We start from the raw sequence: 25,363 nt of genomic DNA on the forward strand, positions 1-25,363 counted from the left end.
TCCCCGATGTGGCCTGCCACACTGCTGCGCATGCGCGTGCTGCTCTGTCCGGACAAGTTCGCCGGCACGCTGCCGGCCCCCGACGTGGCCGCCGCGGTGGCCGACGGCTGGCGTGACGTCGCCCCCGGCGACGAGCTGCTGGTCCGGCCCCTCGCCGACGGCGGGCCGGGGTTCGTGGACGTGCTCGCCGGGGCGCTGGGCGGGCGCCGGGTGCCGGTGCCCACCGTCGACCCGCTGGGCCGTCCGGCCGCCGGTGAGATCCTGCTCACCGACGACGGCACCGCGTACCTGGAGAGCGCGCAGGCGTGCGGGCTGCACCTGCTCACCGCCGCCGAGCGCGACCCGAAGGCGACCACCTCGTACGGGCTGGGGCTGCTCGTGGCCGCCGCTGTCGAGGCGGGCGCGCGGACGGTGGTGGTGGGGCTGGGCGGCTCGGCCACCAACGACGGCGGCGCCGGGATGCTCGTCCCGCTGGGCGTCACGCCGCTGGACGGCCCCGGCCGGGCCCTGCCGTACGGCGGCGCGGCGCTCGCCGAGGTGGCCGCGCTCGACGGCGAGCCCCGGCTGCGCGGCGCGGCGCTCGTCGCCGCCACCGACGTGGACAGCCCGCTGCTCGGACTGCACGGGGCGAGCAGCGTCTTCGGCCCGCAGAAGGGCGCCGACCGGGGCGACGTGCTGCTGCTGGACGCCGCGCTGACCCGCTGGGCGGAGGTGCTGACGCAGCGGCTGCCCGGGTGCCCGTCCGGGCTCGGCGCGCTGCCGGGCGGCGGCGCGGCAGGTGGCCTGGGTGCGGCGGTGCTGGCGCTGGGCGGCCGGTGCGAGTCCGGCATCGGGCTGGTCACCCGCGCGGTGGGGCTGGACGCCGCGCTCGACGACGCCGATCTGGTGATCACCGGTGAGGGCTCGTTCGACCACCAGTCCCTGCGCGGCAAGGTGGTCGCCGGGGTGGCCGGGGCCGCCCGGGACCGGGGCGTGCCCTGCGTGGTGCTGGCGGGACGGGTGAGCACCGGGCGGCGGGAGGCGGCAGCGGCCGGCGTCACCGAGGCGCACAGCCTCGTGGAGCACTTCGGCGGCGAGGAGCACGGGGGAGTGGACGCCGCGATGACCCGTCCGGCCGAGGGCCTGCGCGCGCTCGGCGCCCGCCTGGCGCGGCAGTGGAGCCGTTGACCGGTTCCGCTGGTCACGCCGCCGGGTGGTGACGCCGGAGGCGGCGTACGATCGAAAGACGGACCACACCGGGAATCACTGGCGGACGTGCGGCGTTGGCCAGGACGTCCGGACCTCATACCGCGCAGGGAGACTTCCACGTGACCACGCCAGCGCAGACCGAGTCGACCGAGGCCAAGGCCCCCAGCACCGTCGTCCTCACCGACGTCGCGGCGCAGAAGGTCAAGGCCCTGATCGAGCAGGAGGGCCGCGACGACCTGCGGCTCCGGGTCGCCGTGCAGCCGGGTGGCTGCTCCGGCCTGCGGTACCAGCTGTTCTTCGACGAGCGCTCGCTCGACGGTGACGTCGTCACCGACTACGACGGTGTCGAGGTCGTCGTCGACCGGATGAGCGCCCCCTACCTGGCCGGCGCCACCATCGACTTCGCCGACCGGATCGACGCCCAGGGCTTCACCATCGACAACCCGAACGCGGGCAACTCCTGCGCCTGCGGCGACTCCTTCAGCTGAGTCGACGGACCGACCGGAAGCGGCGGGCCCCCCGAGTGGGTGGCCCGCCGCTTCGTCGTACCCCCTGGGTGTGACGCCCGGATGTGCGCTGATCGACCGGTTGGCGACCGACCGCCGTCCGGCCGGTCCGGGGGCCGGTAGGCTGACCGCGCCGTGCTCCCGACCCCGAGGGTTGACATGAAGATCGCCGTGACCGGCTCGATCGCGACCGACCACCTGATGAGCTTCCCCGGCCGATTCGCCGACCAGCTCATCGCCGACCAGCTCGACAAGGTCTCGCTGTCCTTCCTCGTCGACGAACTGGTGCTCCGGCGCGGCGGCACCGCGGCGAACATCGCCTTCGGCATGGCTCAGCTCGGGCTGCGCCCGGTCCTGCTCGGCGCGGTCGGCGCCGACTTCGCCGACTACCGCTCCTGGCTGGAGCGCCACGGCGTCGACTGCGACTCGGTGCACGTCAGCGAGGTCGCCCACACGGCACGCTTCGTCTGCACCACCGATACCGACATGTGCCAGATCGCCTCCTTCTACGCCGGGGCGATGAGCGAGGCCCGCAACATCGAGCTGGCCCCGGTGGCTCAGCGCCTCGGCGGTCTGGACCTGGTGCTGGTCAGCGCCAACGACCCGGCCGCGATGATCCGGCACTCCGGCGAGTGCCGGGACCGCGGCTACTCCTTCGTCGCCGACCCGTCGCAGCAGCTCGCCCGGATGGACGGCGAGGACGTGCTCGGCCTGGTCGACCGCGCCGACTACCTGATGACCAACGAGTACGAGAAGTCTCTGCTGCAGAGCAAGGCCGGCCTGACCGACGAGCAGCTGCTCGACCGGGTCAAGGTGCGGGTCACCACGCTGGGCAAGCAGGGCGTGGAGATCGCCGGCCGGGAGATCGGCACGATTCGGGTGCCGATCGCGCGGGAGATCCAGGCGGTCGACCCGACCGGTGTCGGCGACGGCTTCCGGGCCGGTTTCTTCGCCGCGCTCGACTGGGGCGTCGGCCTGGAGCGGGCGGCCCAGGTCGGCTGCCTGCTGGCCACACTCGTGCTGGAGAACTTCGGCGGCCAGGAGTACGAGGTCCGCCGCGACCTGTTCGTGAAGCGACTCGCCGAGTCGTACGGTGACGCGGCCGCCGAGGACGTCCGGCCGCACCTGCTGTGACCGTCCCGGCCGGCGGGGTGGACCCGGAGGTGGCCCGCCCCGGCCCCGGCCAGCCGGTGCTCGTCGCGTTCGCCGGGCTGCCGGGCGTGGGCAAGACCACGCTCGCCGCCCGGGTCGGCGCCGCCCTGCGCGCCCCGGTCCTGCCGGTCGACCCGGTCGAGCGGGCCCTGCACCGCTACGGCCTCACCGGCGACGTGCCCGGGATGGCCGCGTACGGCGCGGTCGCCGGGCTGGCCGAGGTGCAGCTCGGCCTGGGGCTCAGCGTGGTGGTCGACGCGGTGAACCCGGTCGCCAGCGCCCGGGGCCTCTGGCACGACGTGGCCGAACGGGCCGGCGTGCCGCTGCGGGTGATCGAGGTGCACTGCGGCGACGAGGCGGAGCACCGCCGCCGGGTCGAGGCCCGCCCGCCCGAGGAACACCCCACCTGGGAGCAGACGCTGCGCCGCCGGGCCGAGTACGAGCCGCTGATCGGCCCGCGCCTGGTGGTCGACACCGCCGTGGCGGGCGACCCGCTGCCGGGCATCCTCGCGTACCTGCGCTGACGGTCGGCCGGTGTTAACAGGGGGCCCTTCCTCTACCCGAGGCGTTAAGAAGGGGCCCTTCCTCACACCCGGACGTCGTAGGCGGGGCCCTCGTGCGCGGCGAGGAACTCGTGGCCGCGCATCCGGCACCACGCCGGGATGTCCACCGCCGCCGCCGGGTCGTCGGCGAGCACCCGCACCACGGCGCCGGCCGGCAGGCCGGGCACCAGCCGGGCGAGATTGATCACTGGTAGCGGGCAGCGCTGACCCCGGCAGTCCAGCACCTCGTCCGGCTCGCTCGTCGCGCTCACAGGTCCGTCACCCCCGCCTCGGCCCGCAGCTCCGCCACGATCCCGGGCAGCTCGTCCAGGAACCGCTCCACGTCCGCCTCGGTGGTCTCCCGGTGCAGCGACACCCGCACGTTGCCGTGCGACAGCACCCCCATCGCCTCCAGCACGTGTGACGGACGCAACGTCGACGACGTGCACGACGAACCGGAGGACACCGCGAACCCGCGCCGGTCCAGCGCGTGCAGCAACGCCTCGCCGTCGACGTACAGGCAGGAGAACGTCACCAGGTGCGGCAACCGGTCCACCGGGTCGCCGACCACCTCCACGTCCGGCACCTCGGCCGCCACCCGCGCCCGGATCCGGTCCACCAGCGGACCCAGCCGGGCCGCCTCCGCCGCCGCGTCGGCCGCCGCCGCGCGCAGGCTCGCCGCCGCCGCGACCACCGCCGGCAGGTTCACCACCCCCGGGGTACGCCCCGACTCCCGTTCGTCGGCCGGGAACGGCGACTCCCAGCGGGTGCCCTTGCGCACCACCAGCAGCCCGACGCCGGGCGGCCCGCCCCACTTGTGCGCGCTGGCGGTCAGCACCGACCAGCCCGACGGCAGCGGCGCCCGGCCGGCCAGCTGCGCCGCGTCCACGTACAGCGGCACGCCCGCCTCGGCGCACAGCTCCGCCGCCGCGGGCACCGGCTGCACCGTGCCCACCTCGTGACTGGCCCCGATCAGCGCCGCGAGGGCCACGCCGGGCGCGGCCACCGCCGCCGCCCACGCGTCCAGGTCCAGCCGGCCCGACCGGTCCACGGGTACGGACACCGCCGCGCCGCCGGCGGCCGTGTGCCGCTGCGCGGCGTGCAGCACCGCCGAGTGCTCGATCGCCGAGTGCACCAGCGTCGCCCCGGCCCGCCGCCGCCCGGCCAGGCCACCGAGCACGGCGGCGTGCGCTGCCGCCGTACCGCTGGGGGTGAAGGACAGCTCGTCGGCGCGGACGCCGAGCGTCTGCGCGGCGGCCTCCCGCGCGGCGTCGAGAAGCTGGCGGGCCCGGCGGGCCGGCGCGTACAGCCGGGCCGGATCGGCCCAGCCGTCGTCCAGGGCGGCCAGCATCGCCTGCCGCGCGACCGGATGCAGCGGCGCCGCGCTGGCGGCGTCCAGGTAGACCGGGGAGACGCTCATGACGCTCCACGCTATCGCCCGGTTACGCCCAAGATCCCCCCGATGGGGGTGGACAGCGACCCCAAGACGGCCTGGCCGGTCATGGTCGAGTAATCTGCGACCGTCGGTGACGCCTTTGCCGTCGGTGTCAGGGAGAACAACCGCCGCGGCGCGCTAGGGAGGCAGGACCAGGTGGTCGCAAGGAGTTCGGAGGTACGGCGCTCGGCCGTACGGCACAGCGCTTCCCCGGGGGCCGGTGGACGCCGGCGGCGTGGTGCTGGTCGAATCGCCGGGCTCGGTCTCGGCGCGGCGGCGCTGCTGGTCTCGCTCACCGGCTGTGACGTCGGCAAGACGTTCGGCGGGTTCGGCTGGCCGCAGGGCGGCATCACGCCCGAGTCGCACCGCATGTACGACCTGTGGATCGCGTCCTGCATCGCGGCGCTCGCCGTCGGTGTGTTCGTGTGGGGCCTGATCTTCTGGTGCGTGGTCCGCTACCGCAAGCGCGGCAACGAGCTGCCGGTGCAGACCCGCTACAACCTGCCGATGGAGTTCCTCTACACCATCGCGCCGATCCTCGTGGTCTCCGTGCTCTTCTACTACACGGCGGTCGTGCAGACCGACGTGAACAAGGAGTCGAAGAACCCGGACGTCACGGTCGAGGTCGTGGCGTTCAAGTGGAACTGGCAGTTCAACTACCGCGACGGCCAGGGCCGCGACGCCAACACCGTCGCCTCGGTGCTCGGCACCAGCGAGGTCATCCCGGTGCTGGTGCTGCCCAGCGGCCGCTCGATCCGCTTCGAGGAGACCAGCCGCGACGTCATCCACTCGTTCTGGGTGCCGGAGCTGCTGTTCAAGCGGGACGTCATGCCGGGCAACGTGCGCAACACGTTCGAGGTCTCCAGCATCGACCAGGAGGGCGCGTTCGTCGGCCGCTGCGCCGAGCTGTGCGGCAGCTACCACGCCTTCATGAACTTCGAGCTGCGCGTCGTCTCGCCGGAGAAGTACGACCAGTTCCTGGCGGCCAAGAAGGCCGGCAAGTCGACCCAGGAGGCGCTCGGCGCGATCGGTGAGCCGGAGTACGCCACCGAGACCAAGCCGTTCGACACCCGGCGCGACGTGAACAACTTCAACCCGTCCGACGCGACGGCCGGCGCGGGAAGCTGAGGGGTCCGGCATGAAGACCGAGTGGAAGATCTTCCTGACCATCGCCACGTTCCTCCTCGGCGCGACGATCCTCTACGGCGCCTGGACGTACGCCGACAGCGACGGCCGCGTCGAGTGGATCGGCACCGTGGCGCTGCTGCTGTCCTTCCTGCTCTGCGCGATGTGCGGCGGCTTCTTCTGGTTCGTCTCCCGCCGTATCGACCTGCGTCCCGAGGACCGGCCGGACGGCGAGATCGCCGACGGCGCCGGTGAGGTCGGCTTCTTCAGCCCGGGCAGCTACTGGCCGTTCGGTCTGGCGCTGGCCGCCGCGATCGCCGGTCTCGGCCTGGTGTTCTGGCAGTTCTGGCTGCTGGGGCTGGGCCTGGTGGCGGTCGTGTTCGCCACCTGCGGGCTGCTGTTCGAGTACTACTCGGGCACCCGCCGCACCGCCGAGCACTGACCCGAAGCACCCCGCAGGCCCGCGCCCCCTACCCGGGGCCGCGGGCCTGTGGCCGTTCCCCCTCCTCCCGCCCTCCCGCCCTCGCCCTGGGTCTCGCCGCGTCGATCATGAAGTTAGCGGCGCGCGCGGTCCCTTTTGTCCCCGCCAACCTCATGATCGCCGCGCGACGCGGCAGCCTGGCGCTCTCACGCTCACCTCTGACGCCCACCACCGGCTCATGCTGGACTGTTCCATTCGCCGAGAGCACCGTTCCACTTACCAGGACCGCAAGAGATCTTGAAGGAAACGGCCCCCATGAGGGCCGTTTCCTTCCAAGATCTCGTGGCGCGGCTTGGCCCGGTCGACGGAACCGCAGTCCGATCCGCTCCCGGCACCCGCGCTGCCTCGTTGATCAAGGAGTTTGGGGCAATTTCGCGCACCGCCGGTGACACAAACCCCTTGATCACCGCCCCGGGGAGCGCCACCACCTCCGGTCACCCCGGGGGTGATCAAGGAGTTTGTGTGCGCCTGAACGACCGCGGGGGACACCAACTCCTTGATCACGAGCGGCGGACGGTTGGGCTGCCGGGCGTGGCGGCGATGGAAGGATGGCGGCCGCACGCAGCGCGGAGGCGTAAAGAGGCGCGGACAGGCGCGGCGGCAAGGGTGCAGAAGGAGCGCGGCGCGGAAGGCGTGCGGCACAGGGGAGGCGTAGTGCGCAGGAATGGCCCGGCGCGGGAAGGGCGCGGTGCGGCGCGGGAAGGGCGAAGACGGGCGCCGAAAGGGAGTGGAGGTCAGGCGGCCTGGGGGTGGGACGGGCGGCGAGTGCGGCGGCCGGACAGGCGCGTCGGGCGGAACGCGAACGTGGCGATCACCACTGCCGCGCCGCAACCGGTGCAGATCAACTCAGGGCAGTCGGCGCCGTGCCCGTCACCGCACGGCGGCGCCTCGAACAGCACGACGCCCTCGCAGGCGTCGCAGTGCAGCTCGCGGTCAGACACGGGTGGCTCCTCTCGCTCCGGGCACCGGCCGAGGCGGGAGGCGCCGGCCGGCGGACCAAAGACCGAAACGGACAGACCGAAACCGGGAAGACCGGAAACGGGCAGACCGAAAACGGAAAATAACTCCCGTGTAGTTTGGCACGCGGGTACGACAAGAACCGCGCCAGGCCGCCGTCAGGCGGCGCGCGCCACCTCCAGCCAGCGCTCCAGCGCTGCGGCGGCGGCACCGGAGTCGACCGCCTCGGCGGCCCGGTCCAGGTTGGCCCGGAGCACCTCGTACAGGTCGCCGTCGAGCGGGCCCTGGGTGGCCAGTGCCACAGCGGCGTTTACCAGCACCGCGTCCCGCACCGGGCCGGTCTCGCCCGCCAGCAGCCGCCGGACCACGCCGGCGTTGTAGACCGCATCCCCGCCGCGCAGGTCGGCCAGGGTGGCCCGGGGTACGCCGAGCTCCGTCGCGTCCAGCACGGCCTCCGTGACGGTGCCCTGCTGGGCCACCCAGACCCGGGTGGGGGCGCCGGTGCTGAACTCGTCCAGGCCGTCCTCGCCGCGTATCACGATCGCCGAGTCGCCCCGGGCCGCGAAGACGGCGGCCATCACCGGGGCCATCCGCTTGTCGAAGCAGCCCACAGCGCCCGCGCGGGGCCGCGCCGGGTTGGTCAGCGGGCCGAGGAAGTTGAACGCGGTGGGTACGCCGATCTCGCGCCGGACCGGCCCGGTGTGGCGCATGCCGGGGTGGAAGCGGGCGGCGAAGCAGAACCCGATGCCGGCCTCGGTGACGCAGCGGGCCACCTGCTCGGGCGCCAGGTCGAGGGGTACGCCGAGCTGCTCCAGCACGTCGGCGGTGCCGCAGGAGGAGGAGGCGGCCCGGTTGCCGTGCTTGACCACGCGGACCCCGGCCCCGGCGACCACCAGCGCCGCCATGGTGGAGATGTTCACCGTGTGCGCGAGGTCGCCGCCGGTGCCGACCACGTCCAGCGCGGTCGCGCGTACGTCCTCGGGCAGGTGCACCGGCACCGCGCGGGTCAGCATGGCCTCGACCAGACCGCCCAGCTCGGCGGGGGTCTCACCCTTGGTGCGCAGCGCCACGGCGAACCCGGCGATCTGCGCCGGGGTGGCCGAGCCGGCCATGATCTCGCCCATCGCCCACGCGGTGTCGGCGGTGGAGAGCTCCTCGCCGCGCAGCAGCGCGTTGAGCAGAAGCGGCCAGGTCCGTTCGCCCATGGCGGGCCTCCCGAGCGGCGTGAGGAAAGCGGTTGGGGCGCGCCACGGCCGCGTCGCCGTGGCGCGCGAAGGCCGGGGGATCAGGCCGCGGCGTGGGTGCGGCGCAGCAGCTCCGCCACGGTGCTGCCGGCGACCACCGGGTCCAGCGGGTGGGTCAGCGTGGCGTCGACCTCGGCGTACGCGGCCAGCCAGCGGTCGGCGGCGCGGGCCAGCACCACGCAGGTGGGCGGCGCGTCGTCCCGGTCGTCCTTGATCTGGCGGGCGATGCCGATGCCGCCGCCCGGGGACGCCTCGCCGTCGAGCAGGAGCAGGTCGATCTCGTAGTCGTCGACCAGCCGGACGCAGGCGTTGTAGTCGTCGGCCTCGACGAACTCGATCTCGATGCCGGGCGCCGGCCGGGTGCCCACGGCGAGCCGCATCCGGTCGCGGACCTTCGGGTCGTCGCTGTAGAGCAGGACGGTGCAAAGACGATCGCTCATCGTGACGTGGCTCCCACCTCGTAGCTGCCCGCTGATCGTAGCGGGCGTCACATCCGGCCTGTCGCCCCGCCCGGGCGGCTCGGGGCGTACCCCGGAACGGCCGTCAGGCGCTCGCCCCGGCGGCGCGCTCGCGGGCCTCCTGGCGGTCCAGCTCGCGGTCGAGCCGGCGGGCCTCGCGCTCGGACTGCTTCACCCACTGGACGACCAGGACGGCGAGCATCGTGACGCTGACGAACTCGCCGCCGGCCCACAGGACGCCGCCGGCCACCACCTGGTCGTTCCAGGGGTCGGACCAGGACAGGTTGAGCGACGGGTACCAGTCGCCGCCGAACAGCGTGGTGCTCTGCATGATGGTCAGGCCGAGGACGGTGTGGAACGGCACCGAGAGCAGCATGAGCAGCGCGCGTCCCGGGTACGGCCAGCGGCCGGGCAGCGGGTCCAGGCCGAGCAGCGGCCAGAAGAAGACGCAGCCGGTGGCGATGAAGTGCGCGTGGACGAGTTCGTGCGCCCACTCGTGGCGCAGGGTGAACTCGTAGAGGTCGGTGAAGTACAGCGCGAACGGGTTCACCACGAAGATGGCGAACGCCACAAGCGGGAAGCTGTAGATCCGGATCACCTTGCTGTGCACGATCGCGAGCAGCCGCTTGCGCGGGCGTACCGGCAGCGTGCGCAACGCCAGCGTCACCGGGGCGCCGAGCGCCAGGAAGATCGGCGCGATCATCGACAGCACCATGTGCTGCACCATGTGCACCGAGAGCAGGGCGGTGTCGTACGCGCCGAGGCCGGTGAGCGTGACCAGGGCGATGCCGCCGAGGCCGGGGCCGAGGAACGACACGGTACGGATGACCGGCCAGCGGTCGCCGCGCAGCCGCAGCCGGTGCACCCCGTAGAGGTAGAGGCCGGCGGCCAGGACGATGCCCAGCGTGAGCCAGCTGTCCAGCCGGGTCTCGGTGAACACCCGGGTCACGGTGAACGGCGGCGGGGCGCCCTCGCCCCCCGCCGCCAGCGTCGCCGGAACAGCCGAGGTGACGGCGCGGATCTGATCGACGTGCAGCACGCTTTTCAGGGTAGGTCAGGCGAAGCGGACCTCCACTATCGGGCCACGGACGGGCCTGGTTTGGCACCCCGCTGATCGTCGGTCCCGGTCAGGGGCAATAATGACCGCGTGACTGCGGCCCCAGCCATTGACAAGAGCCGGATCCACTCCCTGACCCGACCCAACATGGTCAGCGTCGGGACGATCGTGTGGCTCTCCAGCGAACTCATGTTCTTCGCGGCGCTGTTCGCGATGTACTTCTCCATCCGCGCGGCGGCGCCGGAGCAGTGGGAGAAGCACACCGAGGTGCTGAACATCCCGTACGCGACCACGTTCACGGTGATCCTGGTGCTCTCCTCGATCACCTGCCAGATCGGCGTGTTCGCGGCCGAGCGCGGTGACGTCCACGCTCTGCGCCGGTGGTTCACGATCACCTTCGTGATGGGTCTGATCTTCGTGCTCGGTCAGCTGAACGAGTACCGGACCCTGGTGCACGAGGGTGTGAAGATCAACGAAGACGGTTACGGGTCGATGTTCTACCTCACCACCGGCTTCCACGGTCTGCACGTGACCGGCGGCCTCATCGCCTTCGTGATCTTCATGATCCGCACCACCATGGGCCGGTTCACCCCCGCCCAGGCGACCTCGGCGATCGTCGTGTCCTACTACTGGCACTTCGTGGACGTCGTGTGGATCGCGCTCTACCTCATGATCTACTGGCTCCAGTGATCTTGGCGCGTCACGAACCGCGCCGCTGCTCCGTCCCCTGAGACAAGGTCCAACCGGTTAAGGACACAGGTCATGACTTCTGACAACGACCGCCGACGCGGTCTGCTCGCGCGGCTGCGCGGGCGGCCGGTAGCGCGCAGCAGGGGCCGCCGCCGGCTGGGTGCCGCGGTCCGGCTGTTCGCCGCGCTGATGCTGGCCGGCGGTGCCTACACCGTCTTCGCCCCCGGCGTGCAGGCGCAGGACAACCCTCCGTTGACCGCCGCAGGCAACGAGGGCAAGGCGCTGTTCGACGTGAGCTGTGTGACCTGTCACGGTCGCAACGCGCAGGGCGTCGAGGGCCGCGGTCCGAGCCTGATCGGCGTCGGGGCGGCCTCGGTCGAGTTCCAGGTCAGCAGCGGTCGCATGCCGATGGCCCGGCAGGAGGCCCAGGCCATGCGCAAGCCGCCGCAGTTCACCGACGAGCAGGTGCGCCAGCTCGCGCAGTACATCCAGGAGCTCGGTGGCGGCCCGGAGGTGCCGAACGGCGACCTGCGTGAGGGCGCCAACCTGTCCACCGGTGGTGAGCTGTTCCGGATCAACTGCTCGCAGTGCCACGCCTTCGGCGGTGGCGGCGGCGCGCTGTCCTCCGGCAAGTACGCGCCCAGCCTGCGCCCGGCCAGCGACCGGCAGATCTACGCGGCGATGCTGAGCGGTCCGCAGAACATGCCGGTGTTCGGCGACAACCAGATCACGCCCGAGGAGAAGGCGGACATCATCGCCTACATCCAGGAGACGCTGAAGCACGACGGCGACCCGGGCGGCTTCAACCTGGGCCGGTACGGCCCGTCGACCGAGGGTCTCGCGATCTTCCTGGTCGGCATCGTCGCGCTGGTCTTCGCGAGCCTGTGGATCGCGGGCAAGTCGTGACCGGACGGATCAATGCTTCCAGTGCTGTGGCGCCGGCCCCCGGCGTCACCCGTAGCGAGGTGACGGCATGAGCACCCACACCGAGCACCAGGCCCAGCAGGGCCCGGAGCCGCTCGACGTGAACGACCCCCGGCTCTCCCGGTTCGACATCGTCCTCGAGGGCGCCCGGCGGGACGACATCGAGATCGTCCACTACGAGCCGCAGGTGGTCCCGGGCAGCAAGGCCGAGCGCCGGCTGACCCGTACGGTCGCCCTGATGTTCCTGCTGACCGGCGTCTTCGCGACCGCCTTCCTGGTGGTCTACATCTGGTGGCCGTGGCAGTGGAAGCCGGGTGGCGGCGGCGACAAGCTCTACACGCCGCTGCTGGGCCTGACCCTCGGCCTGGCGCTGCTGGGCATCGGTTTCGGCATCCTGACCTGGGGCAAGAAGCTGCTGCCCAAGGAGGTCTCGATCCAGGACCGGCACGACCAGCCGGGTTCCCCGGAGGATCGCAAGATCACCGGCGAGACCATGCTCTACCTGGCCGACGAGATGGGCGTACGCCGCCGTCCGCTGCTCGGCATCTCCCTGCTCGCCGGCCTGGCGCCGGTGGGCGCGGTGGCCGCCGCGCCGCTGATCGGTGGCCTGATCGAGCAGCCGCACAAGAACAACCAGATGTTCACCACCGGCTTCCAGCCGGCCGAGGGCGGCCAGAAGATCCGGCTGATCCGTGAGGACGGTCGCCCGATCCGCCCCTCCGACGTCAGCGTCGGCGGCCAGCTCACCGTGTTCCCGGGCATCGAGGGCGGCGTGAGCAACAAGCACGCCGACTCGCCCACGCTGCTCATCCACCTGCGGGAGGACGACGCGCAGAAGTCGCGCGCCGCGAACGAGCGCAAGGGCCGCGGCGACTACATGTGGGGCAACTACGTCGCGTACTCCAAGATCTGTACGCACGCCGGCTGCCCGGCCAGCCTCTACGAGCAGCAGACCAACCGCCTGCTCTGCCCCTGCCACCAGTCCCAGTTCCTCATCACCGACAACGCCAAGCCGATCTTCGGCCCGGCGAACCGGCCGCTGCCGCAGCTGCCGATCGAGGTGGACGAGGAGGGCTTCTTCGTGGCGAAGTCCGACTACACCGAGACCATCGGTCCCGACTTCTGGGAGCGGCCATGAAGCGCCGAAAGTTTGATGCGGCCGCGCTGCCGGCCAAGAGCGCGCGGGCGGTGGACGACCGCTTCCAGGTGGCGACGCCCCTGCGCAAGCTGCTGAACAAGGTCTTCCCCGACCACTGGTCGTTCCTGCTGGGCGAGATCGCGCTGTTCTCGTTCGTCGTCCTGCTGCTGACCGGCGTCTTCCTGACGTTCTTCTTCGAGCCGACGATGACCGAGGTCGTCTACAACGGCAGCTACGCCCCGCTGCGTGGCACCCCGATGTCGGCCGCATACGCCTCCAGCCTGGACATCTCGTTCGATGTCCGGGGCGGTCTGATCATGCGGCAGATGCACCACTGGTCGGCCCTGCTGTTCATGGCCGCGATCGTGGTCCACATGCTACGGGTCTTCTTCACCGGCGCGTTCCGCAAGCCGCGTGAGACCAACTGGATCATCGGCTCGCTGCTGTTCTGGGTCGGCTTCCTGGCCGGCTTCACCGGCTACTCGCTGCCGGACGACGGACTGTCCGGCACCGGTCTGCGGATTGCCTCGGCGATCATCCTGTCGATCCCGGTGATCGGCTCCTGGGTCAGCTCGTCGATCTTCGGCGGGGAGTTCCCCGGCACCATCATCATCAGCCGCTTCTTCATCGCCCACGTGCTGCTCATCCCGGGCCTGCTGGTGGCGCTGATCAGCGTGCACCTCGGCCTGGTGTTCAAGCAGAAGCACACCCAGTGGCCCGGCCCCGGCCGGACCAACGAGAACGTGGTCGGCGAGCGGATGTTCCCGCGCTACGCGCTCAAGCAAGGCGGCTTCTTCATGGTCGTCTTCGGCGTGATCGCGCTGATGGGTGGTCTGTTCCAGATCAACCCGATCTGGCTGTTCGGCCCGTACGAGGCGTGGGTGGTGTCGGCGGCCAGCCAGCCCGACTGGTACGTCATGTTCCTCGACGGCTCGACCCGACTGATGCCGGGCTGGGAGATCAGCATCCCGATCGGCGACGGGTACGTGATTCCACCGCTGTTCTGGCCGACGGTGGTGCTACCCGGAATCCTGGTCGGCCTGTCGACGATGTATCCGTTCCTGGAGGCACGCCGCCTCAAGGACTACAAGCACCACAACCTGCTCCAGCGGCCCCGGGACGTCCCGGCCCGGACCGCCGTGGGCGCCATGGCCGTCGCCTTCTACATCGTGCTGACGCTCTCCGGCGCCAACGACGTCATCGCCGACAAGTTCCAGATCAGCCTGAACGCGATGACCTGGGCCGGCCGGATCGGCCTGCTGATCGTGCCGCCGATCGCGTACTACATCACGTACCGGATCTGCCTGGGTCTGCAGCAGCACGACCGGGAGGTGCTGGCCCACGGCGTGGAGACCGGCATCATCAAGCGGCTGCCCGACGGCCGGTTCGTCGAGGTCCACCAGCCGCTCACCTCGGCCGAGGGCCACGACGGTCACCCGCCGGCGCTGGACTACGTCGGCTGGGTGGTGCCGAAGAAGATGAACCGGCTCGGTGCCCTCGGCCCGGCGATCCGGGGCTTCTTCTACCCGATCGAGCGGCCGGCCGAGGCGCCGGTCTCGCCGGGGCACCCGCCGGTCGAGGCCCGGCCGGAGCGGGAGGAGATCGGCAGCGGCGACAGCCGTCGCTGACCTTCCCCGGTACGACTGACAGTGGCGCCCGCCGGATCACCCGGCGGGCGCCGCTGCCGTTTCCGCCCCTGCCGTCCCGTTGCCTCCCACCTACGCCGACCGCCCGGTGCGCCGAGGCCCGTCGCCCCCGACACGGACGGGTGGAATCGCAGGAATAACCCCGGTCAGCCGGGTATCCGTGCGGTCCGACGTCTCATGGGGGAGGAACGAATGTTGGGAATCAAACGCCTGGGCCTGCTGGCCGCGCTGGTGGTCGTGGGGCTGGCGCCCGCCGCCGCGTCGCAGGCTGCGGCGCAGCCGTCGACGCAGGACACGCAGTACCTGCAGGCGGTGCACCAGGTCAACCTGTTCGAGATCACCGCCGGTAACCTGGCCCAGCAGAAGGGCCAGAACCAGCAGGTCAAGGACCTGGGCAAGATGTTCGTGACGGACCACACCCAGCTCGACCAGACGGTGCAGTCGACCGCGCAGCAGCTCAACGTGCAGTTGCCGGCCGACCCGACCGCCGACCAGCAGAAGGTCCTGGACAAGCTGAACAACCTCAACGGCGCCGAGTTCGACAAGGCGTGGGTGACCGCGCAGCTCGCCGGTCACGTCCAGGCGATCCAGGCCACCCAGACCGAGATCTCGCAGGGCTCGGACCAGTCGGTGGTGCAGATCGCCCAGGACGCGCTGCCGGTCCTCCAGGCGCACTACGACGCGCTCGTGGCCCTGGCCCAGACCCTGGGCGTCCCGGTTCCGCAGACCAGCGCCAGCGGCACGCCCAGCCCGGGCGGCACCACGTCCCCGGGTGGCACCGAGTCGCCGGCTCCGGGCGGCACCGAGACCGAGGAGCCCGCTCCGGGCACCACGGAGACCCCGGTGCCCGGCCAGAGCTGACGCACCGCACGGCCGACGGTGGCCGGTCCGCCCGCGAGGGCGGGCCGGCCACCGGCTCGTGTCAGTCGGCGTTCGCCAGCCCGATCGCGAACGCCGACTCGAGGTCGTGCTGCGAGTAGGCGCGGAACGCGATGTGCGACTCGGTGTTGAGTACGCCCGGCACCTTCGAGATGCTGCCGGCGATGACCTGGGCGATCTGCTCGAACTCCCGGACCCGCACCATGGCGATCAGGTCGACGTGCCCGGCCACCGAGTAGACCTCGCTGACGCCGGGCAGGTTGGCCAGGGTCTCGGCCACCTCGGGGATGGAGTCGGTGGCGCAGTCGATCAGCACGATCGCGGTGATCACGGGACGGTTCTCCGTTCGTCGGCGACGAGGCCCATGCTAGAGCCCGCGCCCCTCACCGCGCCGCCGGGACGGTCAGGTCGTCCCCGGCCCGGATCACCTCACGCAGGCGTTCCCCGGCCGCGACGGTCGCGCCCGGCCACACCACTGACCGGTCGACGTCGCCGTGCACCCGTGCGCCGGCGCCGACCACCGAGCCGGTGACCCGGCCGTCCACCGTCGCGGCCGGGTCCACCAGCCCGTCCGGTCCGGCCGCGTGCAGGTTGGCGGCCAGGTAGTCGGCCGGGGTGCCGGTGTCGTAGAACGTACCCCGGTAGGGCACCACGGTGAGCGCCCCGGCCGCCTCCGCCGGCCGCCACACCGCCCGCACCAGGTCACCGAACGTGGCGGGCAGGTCCCGGACCAGCCGCCAGGGCAGCAGCGAGAAACCCACGAACTCGTGGCCGTCGAAGGTGCCGGGCGCGTCCGGGTCGTCCGCGGGCCGGCCGAGCAGGCGTACGCCGTGCCCGTCCCACCCGTCCAGCAGCGCGGCGATGTCCGGGCCGGGCGGAGCCTGCGGGTCGGCGAGGTACGCGTCGGCGTTGCCCACGAGCACGCCCCGGCCGTCGATCCAGTCCCGCAGCCGGCCCACGCCCCCGGCGGTGCCCAGCGGAGCGTCTGGCTCGACCGACAGGTGGGCCCGTCCGCCCACCCGCGCGACCACCTGGTCGCCCAGGTAGCAGGCGTTCACCGCGACCCGCCGCGGGCCGGTCAGGCCGAGCCCGGCCAGCCGGGCCAGCGCCCGGTCCAGCAGCGGGACGTTCCCGACCGGGCAGAGCGCCTTCGGCACCCGCTCGGTGAGCGGGCGCAGCCGGGTGCCCTCGCCCGCGGCCAGCACCACCGCGCACACCTCGACACCCGCGGCCGGAGTGCCCGCGTACGGGGCGTTCACGTGGCCGGTCGGTTCTCGCCGGCGCGCGGGCCGATGCCGTAGTACCCGAGCAGGTTGGCGGTGGCGCGGCTGAGCCGGGGCAGGTCGTCGAGCGGATGGAAGGCGGCCTCGATGACCTCGGCACCGTCCACCTTCAGCTCGGTGGTCGACGCCGGCACCTCCGCCTCGAAGACCACGTCGACCCAGCCCTTGGCGTGCACCACCGCGTTCGGCACCGCCGGGCGCAGCACGTCGGGGGACAGGCGGACGCCGGACTCCTCGTACAGCTCGCGGGCCGCGCCCACCACCGGGGCCTCGCCGCGTTGCAGCAGCCCGGCGGGCAGCGTCCAGCTGTAGCCGGGCGGCTGGCGCAGCAGCAGGATCCGGCCCACGCCGGTGGCCTCCGCGTCCCGGAGCAGCGTGACCGCGCCGACGATGTACTTCGGTACGGCCAGCCGGACGAGCCACCGCCGCAGCGGGACCGGCAGCCGGTAGAAGAGCTTGTAGCCGAAGGCCCGTCCGGTGGCACGCGCGCGGGGGATCATGCCGTCCAGGCTAGTGGTCCCGGCGCGGGCCGGCTCGGTCTACTGCCGGTGGTCGACCAGATCGATCAACTGCTGGACCACGGTGTCCGGCTCGACGGTGCGGTCGAAGACCGCCACCAGCAGCGTCTCCAGGTCGGGGTAGCCCAGTTCCTCGGACAGCCGCAGCAGCGGCAGGTCGCTGGCCAGGCCACGGTTGTGCTTGCGCAGGGCCAGGCCGATCGAGGCCCGGCCGAGTCGGACCTTGTCGGCGATCGAGATGCCCGGCTCGGTGTGCTCGGCGAACCAGCGGTTGATCTGCATCTGGGCGTGCGGGGACTTCACGAAGCCCAGCCACTCCCGGCGCGGGCCGCGCGGGGCCACGTCCGCCTCGAAGCCGCTCTCCGCGTCGTTCTCGGTGAAGATCTCCACCACGTCGCCCTCCTCCAGTTCCGAGGAGAGCGGCGCCAGCCGGCCGTTGATCCGCGCGGCCAGACAGTGGTCGCCGCGCTCGGTGCCCAGCTCGTACGCGAGGTCGACGGGGGTCGCCCCGGCGGGCAGCACCACCTGCCGCCCGTCGGCCACCACCTGGATCTGCGCCTCGGACAGGTCGCAGCGCAGCGACTCCATGAACTGGGTCGGGTCGACGGTCTCCTGCTCCCAGTCGAGCACCCGGCGCAGCCAGGCCAGCTCGTCCGCCCGGTCGGCGGCCCGGCCCGCGGCCCGGGGGAAGCGGTAGTGGGCGGCCACGCCGTACTCCGCGGAGCGGTGCATCTCGGTGGTGCGGATCAGCACCTCGACGGTGCGGTCCTGCGGGCCGCAGACGCTCGTGTGCAGGGACCGGTAGAGGTTGTTCTTCGGGGAGGCGATGAAGTCCTTGAACCGGCCCGGCACCGGCCGCCAGAGCCCGTGCACGGCGCCCAGCGCGGCGTAGCAGTCGGTCGCCGGACCGTCCACCACGATCGCGATGCGGGGCAGGTCGTACGGGGCGGCGTGATCGCCGGCGACGGTGTCCTTCCAGATCGAGTAGAGGTGCCGGGGGCGGGGGGAGACGTCGGCGTCGACCCGGTTGCGGCGCAGCGCCACCCGGGTGCGGGCCACGACGTCGGCGAGGTAGGCGTCCCAGCCGGGCCGGTCGTGCACGAACCGGGCGATCCGCGCGTGCTCCTCCGGCCGCAGGTGCAGCAGCACCACGTCGTCCAGCTCGCGTTTGAGCGTCTGGATGCCCAGCCGGTCGCAGAGTGGGACCAGCACCTCCTGGGTCTTGCGGGCGATCCGCTCCCGGGAGGCGGCCGAGCGGACGCCGAGCGTACGCATGTTGTGCAGCCGGTCGGCCAGCTTGATCACCAGCACCCGGACGTCCTTGCCGGCCGCCACGATCATCTTGCGGACGGTCTCCGCCTCGGCGGCCTTGCCGTAGAACGCCTTGTCGAACTTGGTCACGCCGTCGACCAGGTGGGCGACCTCACGGCCGAAGTCCTCCTGGAGGGCCTGAAGCGTGTAGCGGGTGTCCTCCACCGTGTCGTGCAGCAGCGCGGCGACCAGCGTGATGGTGTCCATACCGAGGTCGGCGCAGATCTGCGCCACCGCCAGCGGGTGGGTGATGTACGGCTCGCCGCTCTTGCGGAACTGGCCGCGGTGCATGTTCTCGGCGATCGTGTAGGCCCGGCGCAGCACCGAGGCGTCGGCGTTCGCGTGGATGCCGCGGTGGGCCCGGACCAGTGCGGTGACCGGGTCGCCGTCGGCGGTCGGCCAGGTGAGCAGGGAACGCAGGCGGCGGGTGAGCGGTAACTCGCCCTGGGTCGGGAGCGCGCCACCCAGGGCGGCGCCGTGTCCGGCGTCGACGTCCACCTGGGACACCTCCCTCACCCCGGCCCTCGGCCACCGGGAACCGGCGGCCGGGAGCAGAGCCCGCGAATCGGGCAGGTCTGCACTCCTTTAACAGACTAAGGGAGTCGAGGTAGTCCGATCGGTCAGTTGGTCATGAGCGTTCGGTCGAGAGTTTGGCGGATCCGCCGTTCTCCGCCTTCGTCAGCAGGTCGCGGAAACGCCCCGCGCCGGCCACCGGGGACGCCCAGCCGTCGGTCGACTCGACCAGCCGGGTCTCCGGTCGTTCCAACCAGGACAGGATCCGCTCGGTCTCCTCGGCGGTCGCGGCCGGCACCGGACCGTGCCCGGGCAGCACCGTCTCGGCGGTGGCCCGGATCGCGGCGATCGTGGGTCGCGGGTGGACACCCGGCGGGGACACCCCGGCGCCGGCGAGCCGGCCGTGCCGGATCAGCGCCAGCTCCCAGCCGCCCCGGGCGGCCGGCCGGGCGGCGGCCAGCTCGGCGATGCCGGTCAGTGCGGCCAGCCGCTGCATCCGGACCGCCGCGCGCAGCACCGCGACGAGCCGGCCGCGTACCACTGCCGCTTCCTCGTACCGCTCGGCGGCCGACAGCACCTCGATGCGGGCGAGCAGCGCGTCCACCACCACTGCGGGGTCGTCGCTGGTGGCGGTGCGGAACGGCGTCGCCGCGCGGTCGTCGTACTCCTCGGGGGTGATCCTGTGCTCGCAGGGCGCCGGGCAGCGGCCCAGTTCGGCCAGCGCGCAGGCCGGCATGGTGGTGCGCCGGGAGAGCCGGTGCGTGCACTGACGCAGCGGCACCGCGTCGTGGAAACCGGCGGCGGCCAGCTCCGCCGCCTGCCGGGACCGGAACGGCCCCAGGTAGGCCGTATCGGTGGGCGCGAGGGCCCGCACGATCGACAACCGGGGGTACGCCTCGTCGGTGAGCTTCAGCCACACCTGGCGCTCCGGATACTTCGACCGGCGGTTGTACGGCGGCGCGTGCGCCGCGATCAGCCGCAGCTCCCGGACCTCCGCCTCCAGCGAGTGGGCGCACTCGACCGCCTCGACGCGCTCGGCGGCGGCGAGCATCTCGGAGATCCGGGCCCGCTTCTCCGCGGCCGTGAAGTAGCTGCGGACCCGGGTGGCGATGTCGCCGGACGTGCCGACGTAGAGCGGCCGGTCGTCGGCGGCCCGGAAGATGTAGACGCCCGGTACCTTGGGCAGCCCGTCGGCGAGGTGCCTCTTGCGGCGCTGGGTGGGTGTGACCGCGCGGGCGAACTCGATCGCCTCGCCGACCGTGTCGACCCGGTGCCCGCCGAGGCGGCCGATCAGCCCGTGCAACACGTCGACGGTGGCCTTCGCGTCGTCCAGCGCCCGGTGGGTGGGCTGGGTCGCGGTGCGGAAGTAGGCGGCGAGCGTGCCCAGCTTGCGGTTGGGCACCTCGTCGCGGGTGAGCACACGGCGGGCCAGCGCGGCCGTGTCCAGCACCCGGGGGTTGGGCCAGCGGTAGCCGTGCTTCGCGCAGGCGGCCTTGAGGAAACCCACGTCGTACGGCGCGTTGTGGGCGACGAGCACGGCGTCGGAGATGAACTCCAGGAAGCTGGGCAGCACCTGCTCGATCGGCGGGGCGGGCAGCAGCATGGCCTGGGTGATGCCGGTGAGCACGGTGATGAACGGGGGGATCGGCACGCCCGGGTTGACGAGCGTGGCGAGCACGCCCAGCTCCTCGCCGCCGCGGACCTTCACCGCGCCGATCTCGGTGATCCCGCCGCCGTCCGGCGCACCGCCGGTGGTCTCCAGGTCGACCACGACGAAGGTGGTCGCGTAGAGCGGCAGCGCCGGGTCGACACCGCTGCCCGCCGGGTCCAGGCCGGCCAGCGACTCCTGGACGTACTCCGCTCGTGTCACCCGCGGGACGCTAGCGGCACGGTCCGACACTCCTGTCACTGCGGCCCCAGGAGATACCACGGGGGTACGATGAGAGATCGGCTCACTCACCGGGCGGTGGGCCCGTTCGGGGTGGGAGACTTGCCTCATGCCCCTCATCGAGCCGCACGACGACCACTCCTCCGTGGAGGAGCCGGTGGTCGGCGTGCCCGCCGATGGGGACGCGCCGCCCGCGGTCGAGCCCGAGCCCGTGCTGCCCGAGCCGGTCCGGCAGCGGATCGTCACGCTGACCGCCGCCGTGCTGCCCGGCCTGCCCGCCGACGAGGTGCCGGTGCCGCTGCGCCGGGTCGCCAAGTTCGCCCCGAACCGCCGCGCCCGCCTCGGCGCGCCCGCGATCGCCGCCCAGCTCACCGCCGACCCGCTGTTCCGGCAGCGGATCACCGCCCGGGTGCTCGCCGACGCCGGCGACCTGGGCGCGGCGGTGGTCGAGGGCACCGCGCCGGCCGCCGCCGACCCGGTCGAGGTGGCCGCCCTGGCCTACCTGGCCCGGCCCCGGGGCTGGCGGGAACTCATCGACGCCAGCGGCGAGGCGGTACGCGCCGAGGCCGACAGCGCGGTCGTGGCCGAGCTGGTACGCGAGGCCGAGCAGCGGGCCGCCCGCGCCGAGCACGACCGGGCGGTGGCCCGGGTCGAGGCGGAGAAGCTGCGCGACGAGCTGGCCCGGGTCCGGGAGGAACTGGGTCAGCTCCGCGAGGAGGCCCGCCAGCTGACCCGTACCCTCCGGGAGACCCAGGCCCGCGAGCGCAAGGCCACCGAGATGCTCGCCACCGAGCGGGGGCGGGCGGCCCGCGCCGCCGCCGACGCGGACGCCGAGCTGCGCCGCGCCCGGGCCCGGCTGGCCGAGGCGGAGGCCGCCGCCGGGGTGGCCCGGGCCAGCGCCAAGGAGGCCCGCTCGGTCGACGACGCGCGGCTGTGGCTGCTGCTGGAGACGATCGGCCAGGCCGCCGTGGGGCTGCGCCGCGAGCTGGCGCTGGACCCGGTGGACAAGCTCCCGGCCGACTTCGTCGCCGACGCGTTCGCCGAGCAGCCGGGCGCCGCGCCGGCCGGCCCGTCGACGCGCGCCCGCGACACCGACGACCCGGCCCGCCTCGACCAGCTGCTCGCGCTGCCACGGGCGCATCTGGTGGTGGACGGCTACAACGTGACCAAGCGCGGCTTCGGCGAGATGTCGCTGGAGCAGCAGCGCAAGCGGCTGATCACCGGGCTCGGCGGGATCGCCGCGCAGACCGGGGACGAGGTCACCGTCGTCTTCGACGGCGCCGAGCGGATCCACGGCCTGCCGCCGGCGCCGCGCGGCGTGCGGGTGCTGTTCTCCCGCAAGGGCGAGACCGCCGACGAGCTGATCCGCCGGCTGGTCCGCGCCGAGCCGGCCGGGCGGCCGGTGGTCGTCGTCTCCTCCGACCGCGAGGTCGCCGACGGGGTACGCCGGCACGGCGCGTACCCGCTGGGCGCCGACTCGCTGCTGCGGCGCCTGGCCCGTTCCTGACCGGATGATCGTTTTCGCGGCGGGTGCTGCCTCGTTGTCCGGTTCTGTCATACCCGAGCGTTAGCGTCGTGATGACCGACGGTGGTGGCTCCTTCCCCGACCGCCACCGGCGACCCGTCAGGAGGCGTTGATGCTGATCGACTGCGACACCTGCGGCAACCGCGGCGCCGGCTGCTCCGGCTGCCTGGTGACCGCACTGCTCGACTCCGACCCGGCCGACCTGGGCCCGGCCGAGCACCGGGCGATCGAGGTGTTCGCGCGGGCCGGATTCGAGGTGGAGGTGCTGCCACCCGCGCCCGTCGCGGTGCCCGCGCCGACACGCGCCCCGGCACCCCGGCATCCCGCCCGTCGCCGGATCGCCTGACGCGCCTGCTGCCGGCCAGGCGCCGCCCGGTGCGCTGAGGACGACCACTGACCCTGCCGGGTCGGGCGCCGGGCACGGCGGTCCCGACCGAGGGCCGGGCAATAGGATGGGCGGTCACGGCGGGAGGGGGCGGCATGACGCGGACGGGGCACGACGGCGGGGCGGGCCGGTGACCCCGCGCGCCTGGGCGCTGCTGACCCTGGGCGGCCTGGTGGTCGCGCTGCTCGTGGCGGTGGCGCTGCTGGTGCCGTGGAGCCGGCCGCCCGCGCCCCGCGCCGACCAGCTCGCGGCGCTGCGTGACCTCCCGGCCGAGCAGGTGACCCGGGGCCGGGCGTTCCACGGCGCGCTGCGCCCGGCGGCCTGGTCGGCGCTGGCGGTCGGGCTGGTGGTGGCGGTGCTGCTCGGGCTGACCCCGCTGGGCGGGCGCCTGGTCGAACTGGTCGGCCGGCCCTTCGGCGGGCACTGGATCGCGCAGGCCGTGCTCGGCGGGCTGGCCGTCATGTTCCTCGCCGACCTGCTCACGCTGCCGTTCGCGGCCTGGCGCCGCACCGTGCTGGTCCGCTACGGACTGAGCACCCAGAGCTGGGGCGGCTGGGCGGTCGACCTGCTCAAGTCGTACGCGGTCAGCGCGGTGATCGGCGCGCTGGTCCTGCTCGGCTTCTACACGGTGGTCCGGCTCGCGCCGCGCTGGTGGTGGGCGTTCGGCGCGGCCGGCGCGGCGGCCCTGGTGGTGGTGCTGTCGTTCGTGCTGCCGGTGCTGGTCGAGCCGGTCTTCAACCGGTTCACCCCGATGGAGCCGGGTCCGCTGCGCAGCGAGCTGACCGCGATGGCCGCGCGGGACGGCGTACCGGTGCGCGACGTGCTCGTCGCCGACGCGTCCCGGCGTACCAGCGCGGTGAACGCGTACGTCTCCGGGCTCGGCCCGACGCGGCGGGTGGTCGTCTACGACACGCTGCTGCGCGAGGCGGAACCGGCCGAGGTGACCAGTGTCGTCGCCCACGAGCTGGGGCACGCCAAGGACCGGGACGTGTGGACCGGCACGGTGCTCGGCGCGCTCGGCGCCGCCGCCGCCGTGGTGGCGCTCTACCTGATCGGCTCGTGGACGCCGCTGCTGCGGCTGGCGGGCGTCGACTCGATCGCCCAGCCTCGGGCGTTCCCGCTGCTGATCGCGCTGGTCACGGTCGCCGGCCTGCTCGCCACCCCGGCACAGGCGCTCGTCTCCCGCCGGATCGAGGCCCGCGCCGACGCCCACGCGCTGGCGCTCACCGGCGACCCGGCGACGTTCGAGGCGATGCAGCGCCGGCTCGCCGGGGTCAACCTGGCCGACCCCGACCCGCCGCGCTGGGAGCGCCTCTGGTCGGCGACCCATCCGTCCACCGTGGAGCGGATGGCCGCCGCCCGCGCCTACGCCAGGGAGTCCGGCCGATGAGCCGTACCTTGCTGATCACCAACGACTTCCCGCCGCGCCCCGGCGGCATCCAGTCGTTCGTGCACAACCTCGCGGTGCGCCAGCAGCCCGGCTCGGTGGTGGTGTACGCGTCGAGCTGGCGCGGGGCGGAGAAGTTCGACGCCGACCAGCCGTTCGAGGTGGTCCGGGAGCGGACCCGGGTGCTGCTGCCCACCCCGCTGATCGCCCGGCGGGCGGCGCGGCTGGCGCGCGCGTACGACTGCGACACCGTGTGGTTCGGCGCGGCGGCCCCGCTGGGGCTGCTCGCCGCGGGCCTGCGGCGGCGGGCCGGGATCCGCCGCGCGGTGGCGCTGACCCACGGGCACGAGGTCGGCTGGGCGGCGCTCCCCGGCGCCCGGTCGGCGCTGCGCCGGATCGGCCGGGGCGTGGACGTGACCACCTACCTCGGCGAGTACACCCGGGCGCGGCTGGCCCGCGTGCTGGACGGGCTGACCGAGCTGCGGCGGCTCGCGCCCGGCGTGGACGTGGACACCTACCACCCGGAGGTCGACGGCGGGCGGGTCCGGTCGCGGCTCGGGCTGGCCGACCGGCCGGTGGTGGTGTGCGTGTCGCGGCTGGTGCCCCGCAAGGGCCAGGACATGCTGATCCGCGCACTGCCGGAGATCCGCCGCCGGGTGCCCGACGCCGCGCTGCTCGTGGTCGGCGGCGGCCCGTACCGCTCGACGCTGGAGAAGCTGGCCCGGCAGACCGGGCTGGAACGCGACGTGGTCTTCACCGGCTCGGTGCCCTCGGCCGAGCTGCCCGCCCACTACGCGGCCGGTGACGTCTACGCGATGCCGTGCCGCACCCGCAACCGCGGGCTGGACGTGGAGGGCCTCGGGATCGTCTACCTGGAGGCGAGCGCGACCGGGCTGCCGGTGGTGGCCGGTGACTCCGGCGGCGCGCCGGACGCGGTCCGCGAGGGGGAGACCGGGTACGTGGTCGGGGGCCGGGACGTGGCCCAGCTCGCCGACCGGGTGGCGACGCTGCTCGCCGACCGGGACCTGGCCCGGCAGTTCGGCGCCGCCGGCCGCGCCTGGGTGGAGCGGGAGTGGCGCTGGGAGACGCAGGCGCAGCGGATGGCCGCCCTGCTGGCCGCCTGACCGCGGG

The 25,363-nt window shown here is 73.2% G+C and carries 26 protein-coding genes; 15 read left to right on the top strand and 11 right to left on the bottom strand.

What is annotated here, in order from left to right; translation table 11 throughout:
• Positions 1–6: 6 nt before the first annotated feature.
• The 4 genes from Q3W68_RS24080 to Q3W68_RS24095 all read left to right on the top strand — a co-directional run bounded on the left by Q3W68_RS24080 (position 7) and on the right by Q3W68_RS24095 (position 3,370).
• Positions 7–1,167 carry a glycerate kinase gene (locus Q3W68_RS24080; RefSeq protein ID WP_302907626.1) on the top strand — a complete coding sequence of 387 codons (1,161 nt, stop codon included), beginning with the start codon at positions 7–9 and terminating at the stop codon, positions 1,165–1,167.
• A gap of 140 nt (positions 1,168–1,307) precedes the next feature.
• Positions 1,308–1,676 (top strand): iron-sulfur cluster insertion protein ErpA, encoded by a 369-nt coding sequence (gene erpA, locus Q3W68_RS24085; protein ID WP_282310691.1) that lies wholly within the window; start codon positions 1,308–1,310, stop codon positions 1,674–1,676.
• 177 nt (positions 1,677–1,853) lie between these two features.
• A complete protein-coding gene (locus Q3W68_RS24090; protein ID WP_302907627.1) occupies positions 1,854–2,828 on the top strand; it encodes a carbohydrate kinase family protein in 975 nt (324 codons plus the stop codon).
• Complete coding sequence (locus Q3W68_RS24095) at positions 2,825–3,370, top strand: ATP-binding protein (RefSeq protein ID WP_302907628.1); 546 nt, start codon at positions 2,825–2,827, stop codon at positions 3,368–3,370. The genes Q3W68_RS24090 and Q3W68_RS24095 overlap by 4 nt, the downstream gene beginning before the upstream one ends.
• A gap of 62 nt (positions 3,371–3,432) precedes the next feature.
• Here the strand turns inward: Q3W68_RS24095 and Q3W68_RS24100 are convergent, their stop codons facing one another.
• Both Q3W68_RS24100 and Q3W68_RS24105 read right to left on the bottom strand, forming a co-directional pair.
• Entirely contained in the window at positions 3,433–3,660 is a 228-nt protein-coding gene (locus Q3W68_RS24100; RefSeq protein WP_210897134.1) for a sulfurtransferase TusA family protein, read from the bottom strand.
• A complete protein-coding gene (locus Q3W68_RS24105) occupies positions 3,657–4,808 on the bottom strand; it encodes a cysteine desulfurase family protein (protein ID WP_302907629.1) in 1,152 nt (383 codons plus the stop codon). The genes Q3W68_RS24100 and Q3W68_RS24105 overlap by 4 nt, the downstream gene beginning before the upstream one ends.
• Before the next feature lie 171 nt (positions 4,809–4,979).
• Here Q3W68_RS24105 and coxB point away from each other — a divergent pair, with 171 nt between their 5' ends.
• Both coxB and Q3W68_RS24115 read left to right on the top strand, forming a co-directional pair.
• On the top strand, positions 4,980–5,951 hold the full coding sequence (coxB, locus tag Q3W68_RS24110) for a cytochrome c oxidase subunit II (RefSeq protein ID WP_302907630.1): 972 nt from the start codon (positions 4,980–4,982) through the stop codon (positions 5,949–5,951).
• A 10-nt stretch (positions 5,952–5,961) separates the two neighbouring features.
• Positions 5,962–6,390, top strand: a complete 429-nt coding sequence (locus Q3W68_RS24115) for a cytochrome c oxidase subunit 4 (RefSeq protein ID WP_302907631.1) — start codon at positions 5,962–5,964, stop codon at positions 6,388–6,390.
• 773 nt (positions 6,391–7,163) lie between these two features.
• Here Q3W68_RS24115 and Q3W68_RS24120 read toward each other — a convergent pair.
• From Q3W68_RS24120 to Q3W68_RS24135, 4 genes are all read right to left on the bottom strand, one after another.
• Entirely contained in the window at positions 7,164–7,370 is a 207-nt protein-coding gene (locus Q3W68_RS24120) for a hypothetical protein (protein WP_302907632.1), read from the bottom strand.
• A 174-nt stretch (positions 7,371–7,544) separates the two neighbouring features.
• The gene (trpD, locus tag Q3W68_RS24125; RefSeq protein WP_302907633.1) at positions 7,545–8,591 is read right to left on the bottom strand and encodes an anthranilate phosphoribosyltransferase; all 1,047 of its coding nucleotides are present in this window, start codon (positions 8,589–8,591) and stop codon (positions 7,545–7,547) included.
• A gap of 80 nt (positions 8,592–8,671) precedes the next feature.
• Positions 8,672–9,070, bottom strand: a complete 399-nt coding sequence (locus Q3W68_RS24130) for a hypothetical protein (RefSeq protein ID WP_302907634.1) — start codon at positions 9,068–9,070, stop codon at positions 8,672–8,674.
• A 103-nt stretch (positions 9,071–9,173) separates the two neighbouring features.
• Positions 9,174–10,109: a cytochrome c oxidase assembly protein gene (locus tag Q3W68_RS24135; RefSeq protein WP_302907931.1), complete on the bottom strand. Its 936-nt coding sequence runs from the start codon at positions 10,107–10,109 to the stop codon at positions 9,174–9,176.
• Between the two features lie 126 nt (positions 10,110–10,235).
• On the opposite strand from Q3W68_RS24135, the gene Q3W68_RS24140 reads away from it, so the two are divergent.
• The 5 genes from Q3W68_RS24140 (at position 10,236) to Q3W68_RS24160 (ending at position 15,404) form a co-directional block, all read left to right on the top strand.
• Entirely contained in the window at positions 10,236–10,835 is a 600-nt protein-coding gene (locus Q3W68_RS24140) for a heme-copper oxidase subunit III (RefSeq protein WP_302907635.1), read from the top strand.
• A gap of 72 nt (positions 10,836–10,907) precedes the next feature.
• Positions 10,908–11,741: a cytochrome c gene (locus tag Q3W68_RS24145; RefSeq protein WP_302907636.1), complete on the top strand. Its 834-nt coding sequence runs from the start codon at positions 10,908–10,910 to the stop codon at positions 11,739–11,741.
• Positions 11,742–11,808: 67 nt separating this feature from the next.
• Entirely contained in the window at positions 11,809–12,897 is a 1,089-nt protein-coding gene (locus Q3W68_RS24150) for a ubiquinol-cytochrome c reductase iron-sulfur subunit (protein ID WP_302907637.1), read from the top strand.
• On the top strand, positions 12,894–14,525 hold the full coding sequence (locus tag Q3W68_RS24155; RefSeq protein WP_302907638.1) for a cytochrome b N-terminal domain-containing protein: 1,632 nt from the start codon (positions 12,894–12,896) through the stop codon (positions 14,523–14,525). Before Q3W68_RS24150 ends, Q3W68_RS24155 begins: the two co-directional genes overlap by 4 nt.
• A gap of 210 nt (positions 14,526–14,735) precedes the next feature.
• The gene (locus Q3W68_RS24160; RefSeq protein ID WP_302907639.1) at positions 14,736–15,404 is read left to right on the top strand and encodes a DUF4142 domain-containing protein; all 669 of its coding nucleotides are present in this window, start codon (positions 14,736–14,738) and stop codon (positions 15,402–15,404) included.
• 61 nt (positions 15,405–15,465) lie between these two features.
• On the opposite strand, the gene Q3W68_RS24165 is transcribed toward Q3W68_RS24160, so the two are convergent.
• The 5 genes from Q3W68_RS24165 to Q3W68_RS24185 all read right to left on the bottom strand — a co-directional run bounded on the left by Q3W68_RS24165 (position 15,466) and on the right by Q3W68_RS24185 (position 20,917).
• Entirely contained in the window at positions 15,466–15,753 is a 288-nt protein-coding gene (locus Q3W68_RS24165; protein WP_302907640.1) for an Lrp/AsnC family transcriptional regulator, read from the bottom strand.
• Between the two features lie 52 nt (positions 15,754–15,805).
• Positions 15,806–16,681, bottom strand: a complete 876-nt coding sequence (locus tag Q3W68_RS24170; RefSeq protein ID WP_302907641.1) for an NTP transferase domain-containing protein — start codon at positions 16,679–16,681, stop codon at positions 15,806–15,808.
• On the bottom strand, positions 16,678–17,205 hold the full coding sequence (locus Q3W68_RS24175) for an NUDIX hydrolase (protein ID WP_302907642.1): 528 nt from the start codon (positions 17,203–17,205) through the stop codon (positions 16,678–16,680). The genes Q3W68_RS24170 and Q3W68_RS24175 overlap by 4 nt, the downstream gene beginning before the upstream one ends.
• A gap of 39 nt (positions 17,206–17,244) precedes the next feature.
• A complete protein-coding gene (locus Q3W68_RS24180) occupies positions 17,245–19,032 on the bottom strand; it encodes a bifunctional (p)ppGpp synthetase/guanosine-3',5'-bis(diphosphate) 3'-pyrophosphohydrolase (protein WP_302907643.1) in 1,788 nt (595 codons plus the stop codon).
• Positions 19,033–19,162: 130 nt separating this feature from the next.
• Positions 19,163–20,917, bottom strand: coding sequence for a DEDD exonuclease domain-containing protein (locus Q3W68_RS24185; RefSeq protein ID WP_302907644.1), 1,755 nt, complete (start codon positions 20,915–20,917; stop codon positions 19,163–19,165).
• 127 nt (positions 20,918–21,044) lie between these two features.
• Between Q3W68_RS24185 and Q3W68_RS24190 the strand changes: the two genes are divergently transcribed.
• The 4 genes from Q3W68_RS24190 (at position 21,045) to Q3W68_RS24205 (ending at position 25,356) form a co-directional block, all read left to right on the top strand.
• Positions 21,045–22,442, top strand: a complete 1,398-nt coding sequence (locus Q3W68_RS24190) for an NYN domain-containing protein (RefSeq protein WP_302907645.1) — start codon at positions 21,045–21,047, stop codon at positions 22,440–22,442.
• A 130-nt stretch (positions 22,443–22,572) separates the two neighbouring features.
• A complete protein-coding gene (locus Q3W68_RS24195; protein ID WP_302907646.1) occupies positions 22,573–22,806 on the top strand; it encodes a hypothetical protein in 234 nt (77 codons plus the stop codon).
• A gap of 169 nt (positions 22,807–22,975) precedes the next feature.
• A complete protein-coding gene (locus Q3W68_RS24200; protein ID WP_302907647.1) occupies positions 22,976–24,235 on the top strand; it encodes a M48 family metallopeptidase in 1,260 nt (419 codons plus the stop codon).
• Complete coding sequence (locus Q3W68_RS24205; protein WP_302907648.1) at positions 24,232–25,356, top strand: glycosyltransferase family 4 protein; 1,125 nt, start codon at positions 24,232–24,234, stop codon at positions 25,354–25,356. Before Q3W68_RS24200 ends, Q3W68_RS24205 begins: the two co-directional genes overlap by 4 nt.
• Positions 25,357–25,363: the final 7 nt, after the last annotated feature.

This window comes from Micromonospora sp. C28ISP2-4 (genome assembly GCF_030519385.1).
Classification (GTDB): Bacteria; Actinomycetota; Actinomycetes; order Mycobacteriales; family Micromonosporaceae; genus Micromonospora; species Micromonospora tulbaghiae.

What these genes read in the sequence shown, in the direction of transcription:
- Q3W68_RS24080 (WP_302907626.1), top strand. Translation starts at nt 7, where the DNA reads ATGTGGCCTGCCACACTGCTGCGCATGCGCGTGCTGCTCTGTCCGGAC.
- Q3W68_RS24090 (WP_302907627.1), top strand. Translation starts at nt 1,854, where the DNA reads ATGAAGATCGCCGTGACCGGCTCGATCGCGACCGACCACCTGATGAGC.
- Q3W68_RS24105 (WP_302907629.1), bottom strand. Translation starts at nt 4,808, where the DNA reads ATGAGCGTCTCCCCGGTCTACCTGGACGCCGCCAGCGCGGCGCCGCTG.
- Q3W68_RS24115 (WP_302907631.1), top strand. Translation starts at nt 5,962, where the DNA reads ATGAAGACCGAGTGGAAGATCTTCCTGACCATCGCCACGTTCCTCCTC.
- trpD (WP_302907633.1), bottom strand. Translation starts at nt 8,591, where the DNA reads ATGGGCGAACGGACCTGGCCGCTTCTGCTCAACGCGCTGCTGCGCGGC.
- Q3W68_RS24130 (WP_302907634.1), bottom strand. Translation starts at nt 9,070, where the DNA reads ATGAGCGATCGTCTTTGCACCGTCCTGCTCTACAGCGACGACCCGAAG.
- Q3W68_RS24145 (WP_302907636.1), top strand. Translation starts at nt 10,908, where the DNA reads ATGACTTCTGACAACGACCGCCGACGCGGTCTGCTCGCGCGGCTGCGC.
- Q3W68_RS24150 (WP_302907637.1), top strand. Translation starts at nt 11,809, where the DNA reads ATGAGCACCCACACCGAGCACCAGGCCCAGCAGGGCCCGGAGCCGCTC.
- Q3W68_RS24155 (WP_302907638.1), top strand. Translation starts at nt 12,894, where the DNA reads ATGAAGCGCCGAAAGTTTGATGCGGCCGCGCTGCCGGCCAAGAGCGCG.
- Q3W68_RS24160 (WP_302907639.1), top strand. Translation starts at nt 14,736, where the DNA reads ATGTTGGGAATCAAACGCCTGGGCCTGCTGGCCGCGCTGGTGGTCGTG.
- Q3W68_RS24175 (WP_302907642.1), bottom strand. Translation starts at nt 17,205, where the DNA reads ATGATCCCCCGCGCGCGTGCCACCGGACGGGCCTTCGGCTACAAGCTC.
- Q3W68_RS24190 (WP_302907645.1), top strand. Translation starts at nt 21,045, where the DNA reads ATGCCCCTCATCGAGCCGCACGACGACCACTCCTCCGTGGAGGAGCCG.
- Q3W68_RS24195 (WP_302907646.1), top strand. Translation starts at nt 22,573, where the DNA reads ATGCTGATCGACTGCGACACCTGCGGCAACCGCGGCGCCGGCTGCTCC.
- Q3W68_RS24205 (WP_302907648.1), top strand. Translation starts at nt 24,232, where the DNA reads ATGAGCCGTACCTTGCTGATCACCAACGACTTCCCGCCGCGCCCCGGC.